Raw genomic sequence first — 16970 nt, 5'->3', positions numbered from 1 at the left:
ACTCAGGGTGTATCTAACCCTGGCACAGGTGTCTAGCGCTGAATTAATGAGGCTGAGAGGATGATTGGTCTACTAAAACGCACGATTGCTTATATTGCAAAAACAACAGGGTATGGGACCCCGCTCTATAAAAAATTCTGTAAGCCGGACGGGTATGAATGGGCTAAACATATGGTGCGATGGGGATCTTTGCACTCCATCGGTCAAGGCGTATGGATCAATCCTGCTGCCAACATAACTGACCCTTCGCTAGTACGACTCGGAAATAATGTAGGTTTATCTTGTTGCACGCTGTTCGGCCACGATGGAATAATCGGCATGCTCGAGGTGCGCTTTAATAAAAAACTAGACTCTGTCGGCCCTATCGATATTCTTGATAATTGTTTTATCGGCTATGGCTCTATCATCATGCCGCGTGTGACTATTGGCCCTAATTCGATTGTTGCGGCCGGTGCTGTAGTCGTAAAAGATGTTCCTCCTGGGGTAGTGGTGGGGGGTAATCCAGCCAAGGTTATCTGTACCTTGGAAGAAGTGTTGGCGAAAGTCGAAGAGCGTAGCGCCACTTATCCGTGGATTGAACTTATCAGGCAGCGCGATGGTGTATACGACCCGACATTTGAACCGAAGCTTATAAAAATGAGAGCGCAACACTTTTTTGGCGAGCAACCCAATGGCTAGTGCTCCCCTTGACGTGTTGGTGGTTAATTACAACACAGCGGAGTTGTTGCAACCGATGTTTAATGCGTTACGCCAGTCAACTAGCGTGGATCGCGCGCGCTATTTGGTGGTGGATAATGCCTCTGTCGATAATTCGCTGGAGTGTCTGGCAACTATTTGTCCAGAGGCATTGCAACTCGCCAATGAAAATAATGTTGGCTTTGGGCGTGCCAATAATCAATTGGTTGAACACCTGCAGGGCAAGTATGCGTTGCTCCTCAATACCGATGCCTTTGTTGCTGCGGACACGCTTAGCAAGACGCTCGACTACATGGAGACTCATCCTGATTGCGGGGTCCTCGGCGTTCGATTGGTTGGACGAGAGGGTGATTTACAGCCCTCCTGTCGCTATTTTCCAACGCCGTTAAATGTCTTCCTTTCGCATACAGGGCTTGAACGCTTTTTCCCTGTGGTGAAAAGAGTCGACGACATGGCCTGGGATCATGCTTCGGTGCGTGAGTGCGACTGGGTGCCCGGGTGCTATTACCTGATTCGCCGTGAAGTTATCGACCAGATTGGCTTGTTCGATCCGCGCTACTTCCTTTATTTCGAGGAGATAGATCACTGCAAACGCGTTAAACAGGCAGGGTGGAAGGTCGTTTACTACCCGCATACCACGGTGGTGCATATCGGCGGTGAAAGTGCCAAGTCTGTTGACAAACTCAATGCGGATAGTCGTCAGCTACCCACGTTACAAATCGAAAGTGAGCTTTTGTACTTCCGCAAGCACCACGGCCTGCCTGGTTTGGCCTCACATATGCTACTGGTGAGTCTGGGTGATCTGATTGTGGCGCTCAAGGCGCTATTGAAAGGCCGCGGTCGGGCCGCTTTAGGGGGGTGTTGGCAGCATACTCGTGTGACCTGGGCGCTGCTGCGTGATACCAAATTCGCTAGCCAACCAACACGGTAGAGCCAGTTATGTTCGAAAACATACGTGCGGATTTACGTGCATACGCCGGAGATTGGGGGGCTCAGGGGTTTTGGGTGATGGTGGTTTATCGCTTTGGGCGCTGGCGTTACGGAGTGCGACCGGCACTACTACGTAAGTTTTTCTCCTTTATATACAAAGTGCTCTTCAAACTGGTGCAGATCGTCACGGGTATCGAGCTGCCGTGTGAGGTGGTGGTCGGGCGCAACTTCGTCATCGATCATTTCGGCGGAATCGTGATCAGTGGCTATGCGCAGTTCGGCGATGATTGCCGTATTCGCAATGGCGTCGTCGTGGGCCTCAAGAATGTGAGCGAGCCGATTGCTCCGGTGATGGGTAACAATGTTGATATCGGGGCAGGGGCCAAGGTGCTGGGTAATATCCGCATTGGTAACAATGTCGTGATTGGTGCCAATGCTGTGGTGCTGACCGATGTGCCGGACGACTCGGTGGCCGTGGGTGTTCCTGCGACTATCAAGAAAAGGAAGTACGCAGAATCGAGGGAATTCTCATGAACCACCCGATGGATTACTTCAATTGCGTCGCTGAGTGAACGCCATGGCTATGGGGATTGGTGTCGTTGTTATCGGTCGCAACGAAGGCCTACGGCTTGAGCGTTGCCTGGTTTCCCTCGTCGGTTCGGCGCAGAAGATCGTTTATGTCGACTCTGGATCAACGGACGGTTCAGTGCAGATGGCACTGAGGCTTGGGGTCGAGGTGGTCGAGTTGGACATGACGATTCCCTTTACGGCTGCGCGCGCGCGCAATGAAGGATTTGCCTGCCTGCAACGCTCATTGCCAGCGATGCGTTATGTGCAGTTCGTTGACGGTGATTGTGAGGTTGTCGACGGTTGGCTGCCCCGGGCGCTGGCCTTTCTTGATACACATCCTGACGTCGCGGTGGTCTGTGGACGGCGCCGTGAGCGTTTTCCGCAGCACTCTGTTTACAACTTACTGTGTGATTTCGAATGGGATACGCCGGTAGGTGAGGCCAAGGCATGTGGTGGCGATGCGCTGATGCGGGCTGACGCCTTTGCCGAAGTGTCCGGGTTTCGACCGGGCCTTATTGCCGGGGAAGAGCCTGAATTGTGCTTGCGTCTGCGTGGGAATGGTTGGAAGGTCTGGCGTCTGGGCGAGGAAATGACCTTGCACGATGCAACCATGACCCGGTTCGGCCAATGGTGGCAGCGTACCCTGCGCGGTGGTTATGCCTTTGCCGAGGGCGCATTTTTGCATGGGGCCGCACCGGAGCAACATTGGTTGCGTGAGTCGCGTCGTGTCTGGTTCTGGGGATTGGGTGTCCCGCTGGCGACTGTTATCGCGAGTTCGGTGTTTGGATGGTTTGGGCTGCTTCTTCTGCTGGTCTATCCATTGCAGGTCGTGCGTCTCGCCCGCAGGGGCGATAGATCCACGCGCGAAAACTGGCTGCGGGCTTTCTTTCTCGTGCTGGGGAAATTTCCCGAGATGCTTGGGCAAGTCAAGTTTCTACTGAACAGATTCGGCGCCGGCAAGACGGCGCTGATCGAATACAAGTGAGACTTATATGAATAATTGGGTGATATTGAAGAGCGTGTTTTTTTTACATGCCGGGTATTCCTTAAGGGCATTGAATAATAAGTTTAAAATGCTGGTTTTGGTTGCAAAAAACTGGTCCGAGCTAAAGTTGTTTTGCGGGCGAATGTCGAGCGCCCTGGGTGAGTCCGGCGTTGAGAAGTTAGGCGGGGATTGTGTAGGCGTTGTTCATTGGCCATACATCAGTAGAATCTGGAGCCCCAAGAATAAACTTAGTGTTTTAGCCTCGCATTACGAAGTGGTTACCAAAAGCTGTCCGCAACTACTGCTGTTGGGGCGAAGTGAAAGTTTGCTGCTGAGTGATTTGTCGGAGTTTGCTGCTGGTTGTTCCCTGGTGCTGGATCGTCCCTTCTGGTTTATGCGCGAAGGGGAGTTGGTGCTGAACTTGTTTCAGGCGGATCTGCGCATTGCTTCAATAGCATTTACGTTGTGTCGCACGGACACTGAGTTATGTATTTTTATCGGCGCCGTTCAAGGGATACATAAAGGCGTCGAGAGTGAACTGTCGTTGAGTATCTACAGGGACCTGACTAAAGACTTTGAAGGCCTGCGGCCAAGAAGCTTTCTGATTGAAGTTATTAAATACATTGCCATCAATATTGGTGTTGAAAAAATTTATGCGGTAGGGGATGGGTATCGCCACCATCGTCATCCGTATTTTGGCGCTCACAAAGCTCTGGAACTGGCGGCAAATTATGATGTGATCTGGTTAGAGCATGGAGCGACTCCATCAGAGCGCGAAGATTTTTTTGAGATTCCCATGGTTCTGTCCAGAAAGCCGCTCGACAGTATTGCTTCAAAAAAACGTGCCATGTATCGCAGGCGCTATGAACTGCTGGACGACACCTTTAAAAAGATAGACAGCGTGTTGATCGGTAGTTATAGCAGCAACCGTATGGCTGGTTGACGTTCCTGAGACCTGTACTACTGTGGGATTACTTGCAGTAATAATCCACCGCAACGACAACTAAGTCTGGTTCCTATGCGTATCGCTTATTTCATCAATCAATACCCCAAAGTCAGCCATAGCTTCATTCGTCGCGAGATTTTGGCGTTGGAACGTCAGGGGTTTGTGGTGCAGCGCATTGCTCTGCGTGGCTGGGACGCCGAATTGGTGGATGCCGAAGACGTGTCTGAGCGTGATAAAACCCAGTATGTGCTGCAGGGCGGAGTCAAAGAGCTGTTAGTGCCTGTGCTGCAGGTGCTGTGCGCCCAGCCGCGACGTTTTTTTTCGGCGCTGTGGTTGGCGCTACGCATGGGCCAGCGTGCCGATCGCCCCTGGCCATATCATTTGGTTTATTTGTCCGAGGCGTGTCGGGTGCTGACCTGGTTGCACGCGTTTGGGGCCGAGCATGTGCATGCGCATTTCGGCACCAACTCAACCGAAGTGGTGATGCTGGCCAATGTACTTGGTGGGCCGGCGTACAGTTTTACCGTGCACGGCCCAGAGGAGTTCGACAAACCGCAGTTTATTCATTTGGGCGAGAAAGTCCGGCGCGCAGCTTTTGTCGCGGCGATCAGTTCTTATGGGCGTAGCCAGCTGTTTCGCTGGGTGGCTCATGCGCACTGGCCAAGGGTAAAGGTGGTGCACTGTGGTCTGGAGCGGGCGTTTCACGATGTGCCGGCTGTTGCCGTGCCATCTGCGCCGCGGTTGGTTTGCGTAGGTCGTTTGTGTGAGCAGAAGGGACAACTGTTGTTGCTTGAGGCTGCCCGCATCCTGGCAGCTCAAGGTGTGGAGTTCGAAATAGTACTGGCCGGCGATGGAGAAATGCGCGCGGAAATCGAAGCCCTGATTGCACAACACGGCTTGCAGGCGCAGGTGCGAATTACCGGCTGGATCAGCAGTGAGCAGGTGCGGGCGGAAATTCTTGCGGCGCGGGCCTTGGTGCTGCCGAGCTTCGCCGAGGGTTTGCCGGTGGTCATCATGGAAGCCATGGCCTTGCGCCGGCCAGTATTGACGAGCTATGTGGCAGGGATTCCCGAGTTAGTACAAGAGGGTGTGAACGGTTGGTTGTTTCCCGCTGGAGCGGTGGATGAGTTGGTGGTGGCGTTGGCGGACTGCCTCGCGCAACCTGTCGAGGTGTTGCAGCGGATGGGCGAGGCGGCCTATCAGCGAGTGCTGGAGCGACATGACATCGATACCGAAGCGGCCAAGTTGGCTAATTTGTTTAGGGCGCAAGCATGATCACATTACTTGGTTGGCTGTTCAGCTCCTTGCTGATACTCATCCTCCTGCCGGTGTTGGTGCTGTTTGTGCAGGTGCTGATGGCCTGCCTGCCTGCACGGTCGCGCTCGAAGGCGCAAGGATCGCGACCGCGGGTGGCGGTGTTGATCCCGGCACACAATGAATCCTCGATCATCGTCGCGACGTTAAATAGCATTCGGCCGCAGTTGCTTTTGGGTGATCGCCTATTGGTGGTGGCGGATAACTGTTCTGACGACACGGCTGCGCAAGCTCGCACGGCGGGCGCCGAGGTGGTGGAGCGCAGCAATGATCTGCAGCGTGGCAAGGGTTATGCGCTGGACTGCGGGGTGCGTCATTTGGCGAGCGATGCGCCGGAGGTCATGATAGTTGTCGATGCGGATTGCCAGGTGGCCGAGGGTTCTATTGAGCGTTTGGCAATCTGTTGCACAGACTCAGGGCGGCCAGCGCAAGCCCTTAATTTAATGCTTGCTCCAGCAGGTTCCGGGCTAAAAGTGCGGCTTGCCGAGTTTGCCTGGTGTGTGAAGAATCGGGTGCGGCCGCAGGGTTGGACCCGGCTTGGTTTGCCTTGTCAGCTAATGGGCACGGGAATGGCTTTCGTCTGGCGGGATCTGACGTTGATCAATTTGGCCAGTGGCCACATCGTAGAAGATTTGAAGATGGGCCTGGATTTATGCCGAAGCGGCAAGCCGCCTGTGTTCTGCCCCGATGCTCTGGTAACCAGTTATTTTCCGCGCAGCGATGAAGGCTTAACTACTCAGCGTACGCGCTGGGAACATGGTCATCTAGGGGTAATCCTTGGGGATACACCAAAGTTGCTGGTGGAGTCGATTGGTCGGCGTAACTGGCGTCTGCTGGCGATGACGCTGGATTTGCTGGTCCCGCCGTTAGCCTTGTTGACGTTGGCCTTGGGGGCGGTATTTGGTCTGGCATGGTTGGTATTTATGCTGTCCGGAGCTTTGGCGCCAGCCTTGATAGCTTCTTGCGGAGTGGCAATATTGGGGGTAACTATCTTGCTGGCATGGAGCCAATTTGGTCGCGGGATTATTTCTTTTGCAGCCTTGTTGTATGCGCCGTTCTACGCGGTGAAGAAAATCCCTCTGTATCTCGGCTTTTTGCTTAAGCGCCAGGTTGAATGGGTGCGTTCGAAGCGAGATGACAACTAATGCGTGCTTTATCCTGGCAGCACAGCTGGCAAACGATTACCCGGAAACTCAGGGTGGTCAGCGATGTTGATGACGAGCAAGCACTGATTGATGCGTTATCCAGACCTGACGTGACCACAGTACTCGGGTTCGCCAATGCCCATGCCATGAATCTGGTGGTGGCCAATACCGACTACTTTAACGCGCTGCTGGCTGCGGACGTATTGTTGAGGGATGGCTCCGGCATGGCCCTCCTGTTTCGTCGCCTCGGCCTGGAGCCGGGGCTGAATATGAATGGCACAGATTTCATTCCCAAATTACTGGCCGCGTTCAAGGGCCGGCGCGTGGCTTTCTGGGGCACTGAAGAGCCCTTTCTAGCCAACGCGGTGCAGCGTAGTGAAGCGATATTTGCGGTCAACATCGTCTCTGCTCACCATGGTTTCGCGCCGGTGGATACCTATATAAACCTTGCCCGGCAGTTTCAGCCGGAACTGGTTGTGCTGGGTATGGGCATGCCCAAGCAAGAAGCCGTTGCTGCCAGGTTAGCCGTCAGTGGCGTGCCCTGCCTGGTCGTGTGCGGAGGGGCGATTCTGGATTTTCTCGGCGGCAAGGTGTCACGCGCTCCGCAATGGGTGCGTCGTCTCGGTTGTGAGTGGGTGTTCAGGCTGCTGGGTGAGCCAAAGCGATTATTCAAACGCTATGTGGTGGGTAATCCGATGTTCTTGTTGCGCACGTTGATCTACAGGGACTCTTGACGTGACAGGAATTTGACACCTGGCAGGACTCCCCTCCGAGGCGTTAAAAACACGGCTGAAATATCTTGCCAAACCCCGGTGTAGCACCTTTACTCAAGTTGGAATTGTCGAGTTGATAGGGGTGTTTTCTTCATTAAGATTGGCGTCAATAAAATGTTGTCGGGCAATCTTGATTCCAGGGAAGGTCTGGCGAGTTTTTCGCGCGAAAGAAAGTGACGTGTGAAAAACGTGCTCAGTTGTCGAACGCTCATTTCGAGTATTTAGTTTGTTGATTTGTAAACTAAATACCCCTTCCTTAAATTGTACTGATAACGAAATGAAAGAATATATAGCAAAATTAGTTCGTAAGTTAATATCTCCTTCGATGCGATTTGAGCTAAGGAAAGCGGTTGCCTGGCTGCGGGATATACTTGGGCGAACATTTTTTTGGCGTTGGGAAATTGTCAGGTTCAGACTCCGGGAAGATAGCCTCCACGACATTCTCTATGTAGGCAGGAAAACACAGCGGGAATTTGTGAAGGTTCTACTGGGTGCTAAATCTCAAGCGGTTGGTAGTCAGTTAAAGTTGGACACGTCAGACCGGACGGTGTGGGTCAGTGAAATGCCGACAGTGGGGGCATTGTATGTGCCTCAATATCTGAGTGCCGTCGTGCCGCTGAGCAAGTCAATCGACGAGATCACAGCAAGATACAACACTGAGTTACGTCGAAATCTGCGCAAGAACCGGTTGCGCTACCGTATGAAACAAGCGTTGAACGATGACGAGATTGAAAGTGCAGACCGGGAAATGCTTCGACCTTACGCCAAGGCAAGGCATGGTATGGCCGCCTCTCAAATTGAAGCGCATGAAGTTCAACGGGTGGCCAAAGTTGCCGGGCGACTCGATCTGGTGTTGTTAGAGGATGAGATTGTTGCATGCCATCTTGGCTGCGTAGTGACCCGGGCAGGAAAGCGCTATTGGAGCACCGTGCGTTTCGGCTACCCTGATGCTGTGTTTTCAGATACTAAAAAGTTACGTGAAGTTAACTCAATTACTACGTTCATGGCACTGGAGTGGGCGATAGAAAATGGTTTTGACTATTATGATATCGGAACGTGCCTGGCTCGCCCGGACGATGGACTTCTTGAGTGGAAAAGAAGGCGAGGCGGTGATGTTGATACGCTGGGCAATTACGGCTATTTGTTTGTTCGACTGCCCAAGGTGGGCGCAGCGCAATTTCTTTGGGAGACACCTCTATTTGCTGTCGAAGGCAAGCAGTTGACACTTCATCTTGGGTTGCCGGACGGTCCGACTGACGAGGAAGTTGCTAATCGATACCGCGAAATGGGTTTTGGCGGCCTTTTCAAAATATACGTTTATTGTGCCAGGGCGCCGGGAGAAATGCTTCTCGGCACCTTGCGTAGTCGTTACGCTCATCTGAAGTCACCCCCTGTCCTGGAAAGTATCGTATCCACCTGAAAAGGTTGCTGATTTTAAAGAAGTGCAGTTTTGGCCATGAACACTGTTTCTGTATAACTAAATTTGGATGGGTTGCATATGTCGGAATTCAATGCATTGACGAGTGACGGCCAATCAAAGTGGAGCCTTGCTGCGTATAAATACGTGTTTAACACACGGCTCACCCGCAAACCGTCCTTGACTCTGCAAAGCCAAGCCGTGAAAACGTGGGAAATTTCTCCAGGCGACACCTCGATTGCTCCGTCCGCTTTTTTCTTGCCAAATCAGCTCGAGCGTGTAACGGGATGGGAAGAGAAGCTTTTTTATCCTCACGAGCATCCCCGCCGCACAATGGAAGGCGTCGGTCGTGTTGAACATGGTCCGACTAGAGGTTACCTGCTTAAAGATATCTGGTTAATCGATGGCACGCTCTACAAAGGCAATGCCAAATCATGGTTGTCACCGGGTTCCGGTTGGTTACCAAAGATTCGAGTAGAAAACGAGATCAATCGCGGGGCGTTGTATTGCACCGCGGGGGGAATCAAGTGGTTTGGAACGTGGTTGATGGATGATTGTTTAACCTATCGATTGGCATGTGAAGAAGGCGTTCCGGTGACCGCGCTACCCTCGCCCAATAATGTTTCCACAGCAAGGCACGGCATACTTCACACTCCCGGTTATGAGAACTGGCTTGATATGAGGCCCGTTTATTTACGTAACGCATTTTTTCGTGAGCTCGTGATCTTTGACGATCTATGCCAAAACAGACATAAGCACCGGCGTTTCCGTGAGATGGGGGAAAAGCTGTTATCACACGTAACAGTTTGCTCCCACCCTGGCGTGTTCATTCTGCGAGGTAGCAGGGGTGAACTGCGATTGTTACGCAATGAGATGGAGCTGGCGGAACGGCTACGTGACCGCAGAGGTTTTCGCATTCTCGACCCTGCGACGTCCGATGTTTCGACCATCGTGGCGACCTGCGCCGGGGCCAGAACCGTGATAGGGGTCGAGGGGAGTCATCTTATCCATGGGGTTAATGTTCTCCCGCCAGGTGGTTCGCTGCTGGTATTGCAGCCGCCTAATCGCTTTATCTGTTTCTTTAAATATCTAACGGATCGTGATCAGCAGAACTTTGGTTTTGTGGTCGGTACACCAGAGGAAAATGGTTTTAGAATCGACCCCGATGAAGTTGAGCGCACGCTGGATCTCTTTCCGTCCTGATACGGCGAGGACGTAGGCCTCGCCTTTATTGCGCATCAAATGGGCCTTGAGATTGCCCAGGCACTCAAGACTGGCTAATAGGCATGTTTGCCGGAGAAGGCAAACACCGTTCGTACAAGAATGACGAAGTCGAGCCATAGCGACCAGTTGTTGATGTACTCGATATCCGAGTCAACACGCCGAATCATCTGATCTATATCCTTCGTTTCACCACGATAGCCACGTACTTGAGCCAGGCCTGTGATGCCCGGTTTAATGTTGTGACGCGCAAAGTAGCCCGAGACATCGGGCGAGTACTGAACATCGTGTTGAATAGCGTGCGGGCGAGGCCCCACCAGAGACATTTCCCCCATCAAAACGTTGAACAACTGCGGTAGTTCATCAAGGCTGGTTCGCCGAATAAAGGCCCCAACCCTGGTCATGCGTGGGTCATTCTTTTGCGCCTGCTTGACGATGCCGTCTTCAGGCTGATGGACGACCATGCTTCTGAACTTCCAGATCCGAAAAGCTTCTCCACTCCACCCCATGCGTTGCTGACGAAAGAATATGGGGCCGGGGCTGTCGAGCTTGATGGCAATGGCGACGGCTACCAGGACTGGCGCTGCAAGAACCAAAATCAGAAAGGCCAGGACTTTGTCCTCAAGGTTCTTCAGAAACAGACGCATCCCCATCAGCGGAGTTTCAGACAAGGTCAGCACGGGAATGCCGGCAATTTCGCGAACACTGTGGTTGATCAGGCGCAACGAGAAAATGTCAGGCACCCAGTTAACAGAGATGTGTTTATCGAACAGCCTTAAATAAACATCCTGGATGACCTCCGAGCCACCCAGTGGGGTCACGAAATAGACGGTACGAATGGCATGTTTGACAACTAACTCATCAAGGTCGGAGATATCGCCCAGTATCGACAGACGTTGCGCGCCTTCCAGACTTTCCTTTCCCCGATCATCGTCCGCACCAATCAATACACAGCCGACTATGCGCTCACCGAGCCAGGGATTATTGCTGATTTTCTTATGAAGATAGCTGGCCAGTTCGCCCGAGCCAATGATGAGCGAGTTTTCCAATTGAGTTGAGTGGGCCAAAAATTTCTTCTGCATCTCGCGTGTCGCGAGGTGCAAAAGCAACTGCGCAAAATATCCAGCAACAAATAACTGCCCGACCAATAAACGCGAGTACTGTTCGCTTTGCTTGGTAAGAAAGGCCATGGCAACGAGAAAGCCAAACGTGGCAGTCCACGCTTTCAAAAGCTTGAAGGCTTTGACGGTAAAACCAACGTTGCTGCGGTAAATAGCATAGTGGTCGTACACGACGGCCAACGCCCCCAGCAGCAACAGGAGCAGGATGACATAGGACTGCGTTATGAAGCCGATATGATAATTGATCAATAACCACGCAACGCCAGTCACTGCAACACAATCGAGACCAGCCTGAATAACGATACTCGTACTGCTTCTTCGCTGGAGAACGGAGCGGGTACTGTTGGGCTCAAATATCATATTTAGACCTCATGCCTGCTGCCCCTCGCGCTCGATGAAGACGCGATTCAGTTCATGCTGCCCTCGCTTGAGAGCGTTGGCGTCACCGTGATTAGCCACCTGCCTTCGAAAATTCAGGCTTTGGGAGCATGTGGCGACGCGTGCTATCACTTTAGCAGTACTGTGAAATCATTCACTGAATCTGCGTAGTTCTGGGTAGTTTAGTAGAACCTTCGGGCTTGAAAAAATGAAGCCCATCGAGATACCGAACGGCCGGCAGCGGGGCGGTCCGAGGTGTCTGCAGCAAGGTAGTGCCTGGTCGGCAATCGGGTAGGGGGCGCGAGTGTGGTCGCGCAGCGATCGAGGCTTACACCGAGCTGAAATCTGCGTGCATTGCGCACTGATTCCATCGTGGTAAAACGAAGACGGCGCCCACCATGGGCGCCGTCTTCGTTTGGGCCGATCAGACGCGTTCGAACAACACGGCGATGCCTTGGCCGCCGCCGATGCACATGGTTGCCAGGGCATAACGCCCCTGAACACGGTGCAATTCGTGAATCGCCTTGGTGGCGATAATCGCACCGGTCGCGCCCACCGGATGGCCCAGAGAAATCCCCGAACCGTTCGGGTTGACCTTCTCGGGGTCGAAGCCCAGTTCCTGCGCCACGGCACACGCTTGGGCCGCGAATGCTTCGTTGGACTCGATGACATCCAGGTCGGCAACGGTCAGACCGGCGCGTTTGAGGACCAGGCGGGTGGCGGGAATCGGTCCCAACCCCATCAGCTCTGGCTCCACGCCGGCATGGGCGTAACCGACCAGTCGGGCGATGGGCTTGAGGCCTTGGTCGAGAACCATCTGACCCGTGGCCATGATCAGTGCTCCGGCACCATCATTGAGGCCGGAGGCGTTGCCGGCGGTGACGCTGCCGTCTTTTTTGAAGGCCGGTTTCATCTTGCCCAATTGCTCGGCATTGACCTCGGCGCGGACATGCTCGTCCGTCGCAAACGTCACAGTACCTTTGCGGGACGCCACTTCGATCGGCACGATCTGGTCGGTGAATCGGCCTTCGGCAATCGCCCGGGCCGCCCGTTGCTGGCTGAGCAGCGCCAATTCATCCTGTGCCTGACGAGTGATGCCATAGCGCTCGGCGATGTTTTCCGCAGTAATGCCCATGTGGAAACCGCCAAACGGGTCTTGCAGAACGCCGAGCACGTAGTCGATGGCTTGCATATCGCCCATGCGTGCGCCCCAGCGCGCTTGCGGCAACAGATAGGTTCCGCGGCTCATGGATTCGACGCCACCCGCCAGCGCAGCCCCGGCATCCCCCAGCATCAAACTTTGAGCTGCACTGACAATGGCTTGCAAACCAGAACCGCAGAGGCGGTTGACGTTGAAAGCGGGCGTTTCTTTCGGCAGGCCGGCATTCATCGCCACGGCACGAGAGATGTAGGCGTCGCGTGCTTCCGTCGGGATCACATGCCCCATCACCACGTGACCGATGTGTTCAGGCGCTAGCCCCGAACGTTCAATGGCGGCACGGCAAACATCAGTGGCCAATTGAATGGGCGGCACATCTTTGAGCGAACCGCCAAAGCTGCCGATGGCTGAGCGGACGGCGCTGATAACAAAAATGTCGGATGGGTTCATGCGGGTTCCCCTGGAGCAGGCCTGGATTCAAGTGTGCTTTTGCACTGTTATATGGGGGTGAGTCTAGACACCGTGATGATTTTGGCCTATGCCAAAACTGCTCAAGGGGGGTGGCGTTTTTGGCCATTTCAGTTGAAGTTGCTTTTTGATTCGTCTGATCGGGTCAGAAGCGCAGGAAAGAAAAAAGCCGGGTGCACGTCCGTAATGCTGTTCACTTGAGTTCGGTGTTTCCAGGTACACACATGCGTAGCTAGGGGGCGGTGGATCAAGGGCCGGCCTGTGTTTTTTTTTGTGTGTATATCCGTTTTTGCGGTCACGGCGGCTATCGGTTTCGCTTTTACAGCGAGTCACTTGGAAGAGCCCCAAGTAACCAAGGGCTCTTGCCCCTTTCGATCGGTTCCTCGCTTAGGCTCGGCATGCCCTCGCTCCGGTCCTGCTCCGTGGGCCCGCCGCCATCGGCCATCCATGGCCGGGGGCGGCTAACCCGGCATCCATGCCGGGTTGCCCACTGCGCAGAACCTGCGCTCGGCCTCTCGATGGCGCGTGCACCGCAAAAGCAAAGCGAGGCGGCCTACCGGCCGGCCTGTCTCTTCAAGCGTACGCATTCCCCTGTGGGAGCCTGCTCGCGAAAGATGTGAACGATTACGCGTGCTGTCTGAATGAACGCGGTGTCCGGACGTTTTTCGCGAGCAGGCTCGCTCCCACAGGTACTGCGCCAGGCTCTGGCTCTGGTTTTTGATCTTGATCTGCTTGCCCCTTTCCCAGAGGCCGAATGGCGGGGCAAGAGCTCTTGGTTACTTGGGGTTGGGCGGCATTCCGTATTTCCAAGTGACTCGCTGTAAAAGCGAAACCGCCAGCCGCCATCACCGCAGAAACGGAAATGTACCCCCGACTTTAAGTGAAGAGCATGACGGAACACGTCCGGGCTTTGTCATTCAGGTCTTTGTCAGGCGCACGTTTGGTCTTGCTTGTGCCATCCATCTTCAAACTGAAGGTTGAGTTTATGAAGCTCATGATCCAGTTCGTTGATCGAGTTAATGGCGGCCATCAGATCCGCCTCGCCAGTCTTGGCTTCCAGGTAAAGCCCGCGCAGGTAGCGATCATTTACAGTCGGAATCTTGTCAGTCTTTTCCCAGATCGCCACTGCTTGGGAGGTCAGTCCGACAATGCCGGCCAGCCTTTCTTGAGACAAACCCAGCTCTTTACGCAGGAACCGAAACTCTGCACCGGTTAGAGCTGCCGGTTTTTGCGCAATCGTCTTGCCGATAAAATCGTGAAGGCCCTCGACATCCGTGATAGCAACCGACTCGCCATAGGCAGTCTCTTTCACCCTGTAGCCGTTGCTAAGCCAGACGTTCGGTAGCCCGCTTTCAACGTAGTGGTACATCAAATTATCTCTCCCTTTGCATCGTGGTCACTATGACGAGATATCTCCCGTCTTCGTCGACATCGATTGCGCCGACAAGTTGGAGGGGTGACCCAGCCCTGAACCATGAAATAGTGAATCTCCAATCGCCCCCGGGTGCTTGATAGGGACCATCAGTGACCTGTCCTCTGCGAAGGCAATCCATTACGTCAGGCATGGATATCTCTCGCTCAATCATGCGGGACCGTGCGTGCTTAGAGTAAAAGACACGCTCAGATCTATGCGAAAGCTCCCTAATGATTTCCAAGGCTTTCTTTTTGGACAGCGGAAACGGCAGTAGGTCGCTCATGATTATCTATAGTATTTATAGGTTGCGACAGACTAAAGCTCAAGCGCCGATTGTCAAAGCAGGGAAATAAAATGAGACATGTAGCGGAGCAGCGATGGACAGATTCAGTTCATACGACAGGTCGGACCGACATCATTCATCCAATTGCCGCGCCGGAAAAACAGCTCGAAACAGGTGATGACTTCGCTGCTGCTAACGCTGTAAGCCCGATTGTGCAGCTGCATGATCGTCGCCACCATCGACAGGCCCAGGCCGTTGGAGTGTGCCGAGTGTTCGCGGGATTCGTCGGCGCGATAGAAGCGCTCGAGCAGTCTGGGCGGTGTGTTCGGCGGGGATGGGATCTGTCCGGTTCAGTGCCAGCAACATACCTCTCGCAGCGGCGGGCTACAGAGGTCAGCCAGTGGCGCCAGAGTAGCCCGATCCTCTGTGAGTACAGGCGTCTGATCAGTTTTCACCAATGCAATTCATGCCATGGATCTGGTAATCCAGCACGTGCTTGCGACCCTGATGGTCGAGGTAAATCAGCTGCGCGGGGACGATGCCGCATTCTTGCGTGATGATATTGCTGGACAGGTCTTTGGCGATATCCAGGTGGACGAAGGAACCGGTCTTGTCGTGGATGACAGGTTCGGCGGTCTGGGTATCTGCAAACGCAAAACCCGTGGCGAGGAGAGCAGCAAACCCGAGGATTAACATTTTCATGATGACTTCCTCTATTCAGAGGCGGGTTGGCTGCCGATGGGGTGCCTGGCAGTGAATTCAGGTTAACCAGGTGTTCCTCACAGCCGACCCACAGTTGAATGACAATTTTCTAATGAAACGGCGCCGAAGTGACGGTGGGTGACCGGCGGCTTCGAGGATCAGGTCAGCGACTGCTTTGGAGCCGTATGTCGGGAGTGAGGAACGCCACCCATGAAAAAACTTCAAAACGAAGACTGTCTTTGGGAGTTTGAGCATGAGTGATGATCAAAAGAGCGAAGCCCTGGCGGCCTGGTATCAGCTCCTGCAAGTGCCCGAAATCCGGATGGATGCTGAAGAGCAATATGACGAGTTGCTCAAGGCTGCCGATGAGATGGAGCGCACCGGACTCATCAACAGCGTTGAATGGCGCAGGCTGGTTCAAGAGGCGAGCGCTGCTTTTGCCAATGCGACACAAGGGTTGGGGCGCGGAACGTAGTGGTCAATCCCGGGTGGTCAAACGTCGCCTGCCGGCTGTTCGGCCTGTTGGGCAAACCACTGCATGATCAGCGAGCAGGCTGGATGAGCGGCGGCGGAAGGTTGCAGGTTCAAGGCGTAAATGCCGCGGGTCTTCAAGGGATGGCCGAACGGAACGACGAGCACGCCGCGTTCGATTGATTCTCCTGCCAGGGTCAGGTCAGTCATGGCGACGCCCAGCCCTCGCGCCGCCGCATCAAGCGCCAACTCGTCGAGGTTGAAGGGGATATGGCGATAGTCCTCGAGTGACTGGCCACCATTGGCGTGCAGCCACTGGACCCAGTCATGCTTGTCCGCCGAGCGATGCAACAGCGGGAAACGCACGAGATCGGCCACCGATTTCAACGTCTGGGTCGTGCTGCCCAAGCCTGGGGCGCACACCGGCACCAGCGCCTCTTCGAACAACGTCAGGCAGTCAGGATCGCGGGACGGCTCGGGCAGATAGAGGATGTAGGCATCGCTGTCGATGGCCGGCTCCACCACTTCCGTGGCCACGGTTTCGATCGACAGCGAAACCTGCGGATGACTTCGATAGAACTCGCTCAACTTTGGCAGCAACCATCGAACCGCCAGCGACACATGCATGCGTATGCGGAAGGGTCGTTTTTGCGGTGTCAGCCGATCTTCAAGGGTTTTCAGTTGCGCCAGGATACTTCGGGCGGTCGCAAGCACCTGTTCGCCTTCCGGTGTCAGTCGAACACTGCGGCTATTCCTCACGAACATCGGCAAGTCGAAGTGGCTCTCCAACTGCTGGATTTTTCGGCTCACTGCGCTTTGGGTCAGGCACAGCTTTTGCGCCGCTTGCGTGAAGCTGCCCGAGCCTGCGACCTCGACCAGCGCCTGCAAGGCCTGGAGAGAAGGAACGTGGTGAATTTTATCCATGCGTTTTTTGAATGGCTCGATGATTTTATAACGTTGGTTGTATCACTACAGGC

Annotated in this window: 17 protein-coding genes and 1 pseudogene; 11 read left to right on the top strand and 7 right to left on the bottom strand. The window is 54.1% G+C overall.

Annotated elements, in window-relative coordinates:
- Positions 1-60: 60 nt before the first annotated feature.
- The 10 genes from PMI27_RS19225 to PMI27_RS19270 all read left to right on the top strand — a co-directional run bounded on the left by PMI27_RS19225 (position 61) and on the right by PMI27_RS19270 (position 9979).
- Positions 61-678, top strand: coding sequence for an acyltransferase (locus tag PMI27_RS19225; RefSeq protein WP_008155764.1), 618 nt, complete (start codon positions 61-63; stop codon positions 676-678).
- The gene (locus PMI27_RS19230) at positions 671-1627 is read left to right on the top strand and encodes a glycosyltransferase family 2 protein (RefSeq protein ID WP_008155762.1); all 957 of its coding nucleotides are present in this window, start codon (positions 671-673) and stop codon (positions 1625-1627) included. The genes PMI27_RS19225 and PMI27_RS19230 overlap by 8 nt, the downstream gene beginning before the upstream one ends.
- An 8-nt stretch (positions 1628-1635) precedes the next feature.
- Positions 1636-2160, top strand: coding sequence for a serine O-acetyltransferase (locus tag PMI27_RS19235; RefSeq protein ID WP_008155760.1), 525 nt, complete (start codon positions 1636-1638; stop codon positions 2158-2160).
- Positions 2161-2203: 43 nt separating this feature from the next.
- Positions 2204-3181 carry a glycosyltransferase family 2 protein gene (locus PMI27_RS19240; protein ID WP_008155759.1) on the top strand — a complete coding sequence of 326 codons (978 nt, stop codon included), beginning with the start codon at positions 2204-2206 and terminating at the stop codon, positions 3179-3181.
- Positions 3182-3188: 7 nt separating this feature from the next.
- Positions 3189-4124: a DUF535 family protein gene (locus tag PMI27_RS19245; RefSeq protein ID WP_008155758.1), complete on the top strand. Its 936-nt coding sequence runs from the start codon at positions 3189-3191 to the stop codon at positions 4122-4124.
- A 75-nt stretch (positions 4125-4199) separates the two neighbouring features.
- Positions 4200-5402 (top strand): glycosyltransferase, encoded by a 1203-nt coding sequence (locus tag PMI27_RS19250; protein WP_008155756.1) that lies wholly within the window; start codon positions 4200-4202, stop codon positions 5400-5402.
- On the top strand, positions 5399-6586 hold the full coding sequence (locus PMI27_RS19255; protein WP_008155755.1) for a glycosyltransferase family 2 protein: 1188 nt from the start codon (positions 5399-5401) through the stop codon (positions 6584-6586). The genes PMI27_RS19250 and PMI27_RS19255 overlap by 4 nt, the downstream gene beginning before the upstream one ends.
- Positions 6586-7320: a WecB/TagA/CpsF family glycosyltransferase gene (locus PMI27_RS19260; protein ID WP_008155754.1), complete on the top strand. Its 735-nt coding sequence runs from the start codon at positions 6586-6588 to the stop codon at positions 7318-7320. Before PMI27_RS19255 ends, PMI27_RS19260 begins: the two co-directional genes overlap by 1 nt.
- 316 nt (positions 7321-7636) lie before the next feature.
- Positions 7637-8779, top strand: coding sequence for a hypothetical protein (locus PMI27_RS19265; protein WP_008155753.1), 1143 nt, complete (start codon positions 7637-7639; stop codon positions 8777-8779).
- A gap of 78 nt (positions 8780-8857) precedes the next feature.
- Positions 8858-9979, top strand: coding sequence for a glycosyltransferase 61 family protein (locus PMI27_RS19270; RefSeq protein ID WP_008155750.1), 1122 nt, complete (start codon positions 8858-8860; stop codon positions 9977-9979).
- A gap of 74 nt (positions 9980-10053) precedes the next feature.
- Here PMI27_RS19270 and PMI27_RS19275 read toward each other — a convergent pair whose 3' ends face one another.
- The 6 genes and pseudogenes from PMI27_RS19275 to PMI27_RS19290 form a co-directional block, all read right to left on the bottom strand.
- Entirely contained in the window at positions 10054-11478 is a 1425-nt protein-coding gene (locus PMI27_RS19275) for an undecaprenyl-phosphate glucose phosphotransferase (RefSeq protein WP_008155748.1), read from the bottom strand.
- A 442-nt stretch (positions 11479-11920) separates the two neighbouring features.
- The gene (locus PMI27_RS19280) at positions 11921-13105 is read right to left on the bottom strand and encodes an acetyl-CoA C-acyltransferase family protein (protein WP_008155747.1); all 1185 of its coding nucleotides are present in this window, start codon (positions 13103-13105) and stop codon (positions 11921-11923) included.
- Between the two features lie 946 nt (positions 13106-14051).
- Entirely contained in the window at positions 14052-14492 is a 441-nt protein-coding gene (locus PMI27_RS19285) for a helix-turn-helix domain-containing protein (RefSeq protein WP_008156715.1), read from the bottom strand.
- A gap of 4 nt (positions 14493-14496) precedes the next feature.
- Positions 14497-14820: a DUF4258 domain-containing protein gene (locus PMI27_RS32430; RefSeq protein ID WP_033053145.1), complete on the bottom strand. Its 324-nt coding sequence runs from the start codon at positions 14818-14820 to the stop codon at positions 14497-14499.
- Positions 14821-14924: 104 nt separating this feature from the next.
- Positions 14925-15162 (bottom strand): annotated as a pseudogene (locus PMI27_RS32070) (ATP-binding protein); the annotation flags it as partial.
- Positions 15163-15264: 102 nt separating this feature from the next.
- On the bottom strand, positions 15265-15522 hold the full coding sequence (locus PMI27_RS19290; RefSeq protein ID WP_008156718.1) for a DUF2790 domain-containing protein: 258 nt from the start codon (positions 15520-15522) through the stop codon (positions 15265-15267).
- Between the two features lie 253 nt (positions 15523-15775).
- On the opposite strand from PMI27_RS19290, the gene PMI27_RS19295 reads away from it, so the two are divergent.
- Positions 15776-15997 (top strand): hypothetical protein, encoded by a 222-nt coding sequence (locus PMI27_RS19295; protein WP_008156720.1) that lies wholly within the window; start codon positions 15776-15778, stop codon positions 15995-15997.
- A gap of 17 nt (positions 15998-16014) precedes the next feature.
- On the opposite strand, the gene PMI27_RS19300 is transcribed toward PMI27_RS19295, so the two are convergent.
- Positions 16015-16917, bottom strand: coding sequence for a LysR substrate-binding domain-containing protein (locus PMI27_RS19300; protein ID WP_008156721.1), 903 nt, complete (start codon positions 16915-16917; stop codon positions 16015-16017).
- Positions 16918-16970: the final 53 nt, after the last annotated feature.

The sequence above is a fragment of the Pseudomonas sp. GM41(2012) genome (genome assembly GCF_000282315.2).
Classification (GTDB): Bacteria; Pseudomonadota; Gammaproteobacteria; order Pseudomonadales; family Pseudomonadaceae; genus Aquipseudomonas.
Note: the sequence above shows the minus strand (reverse complement) of the source record. Positions and strands in the feature narration are given on the sequence as shown.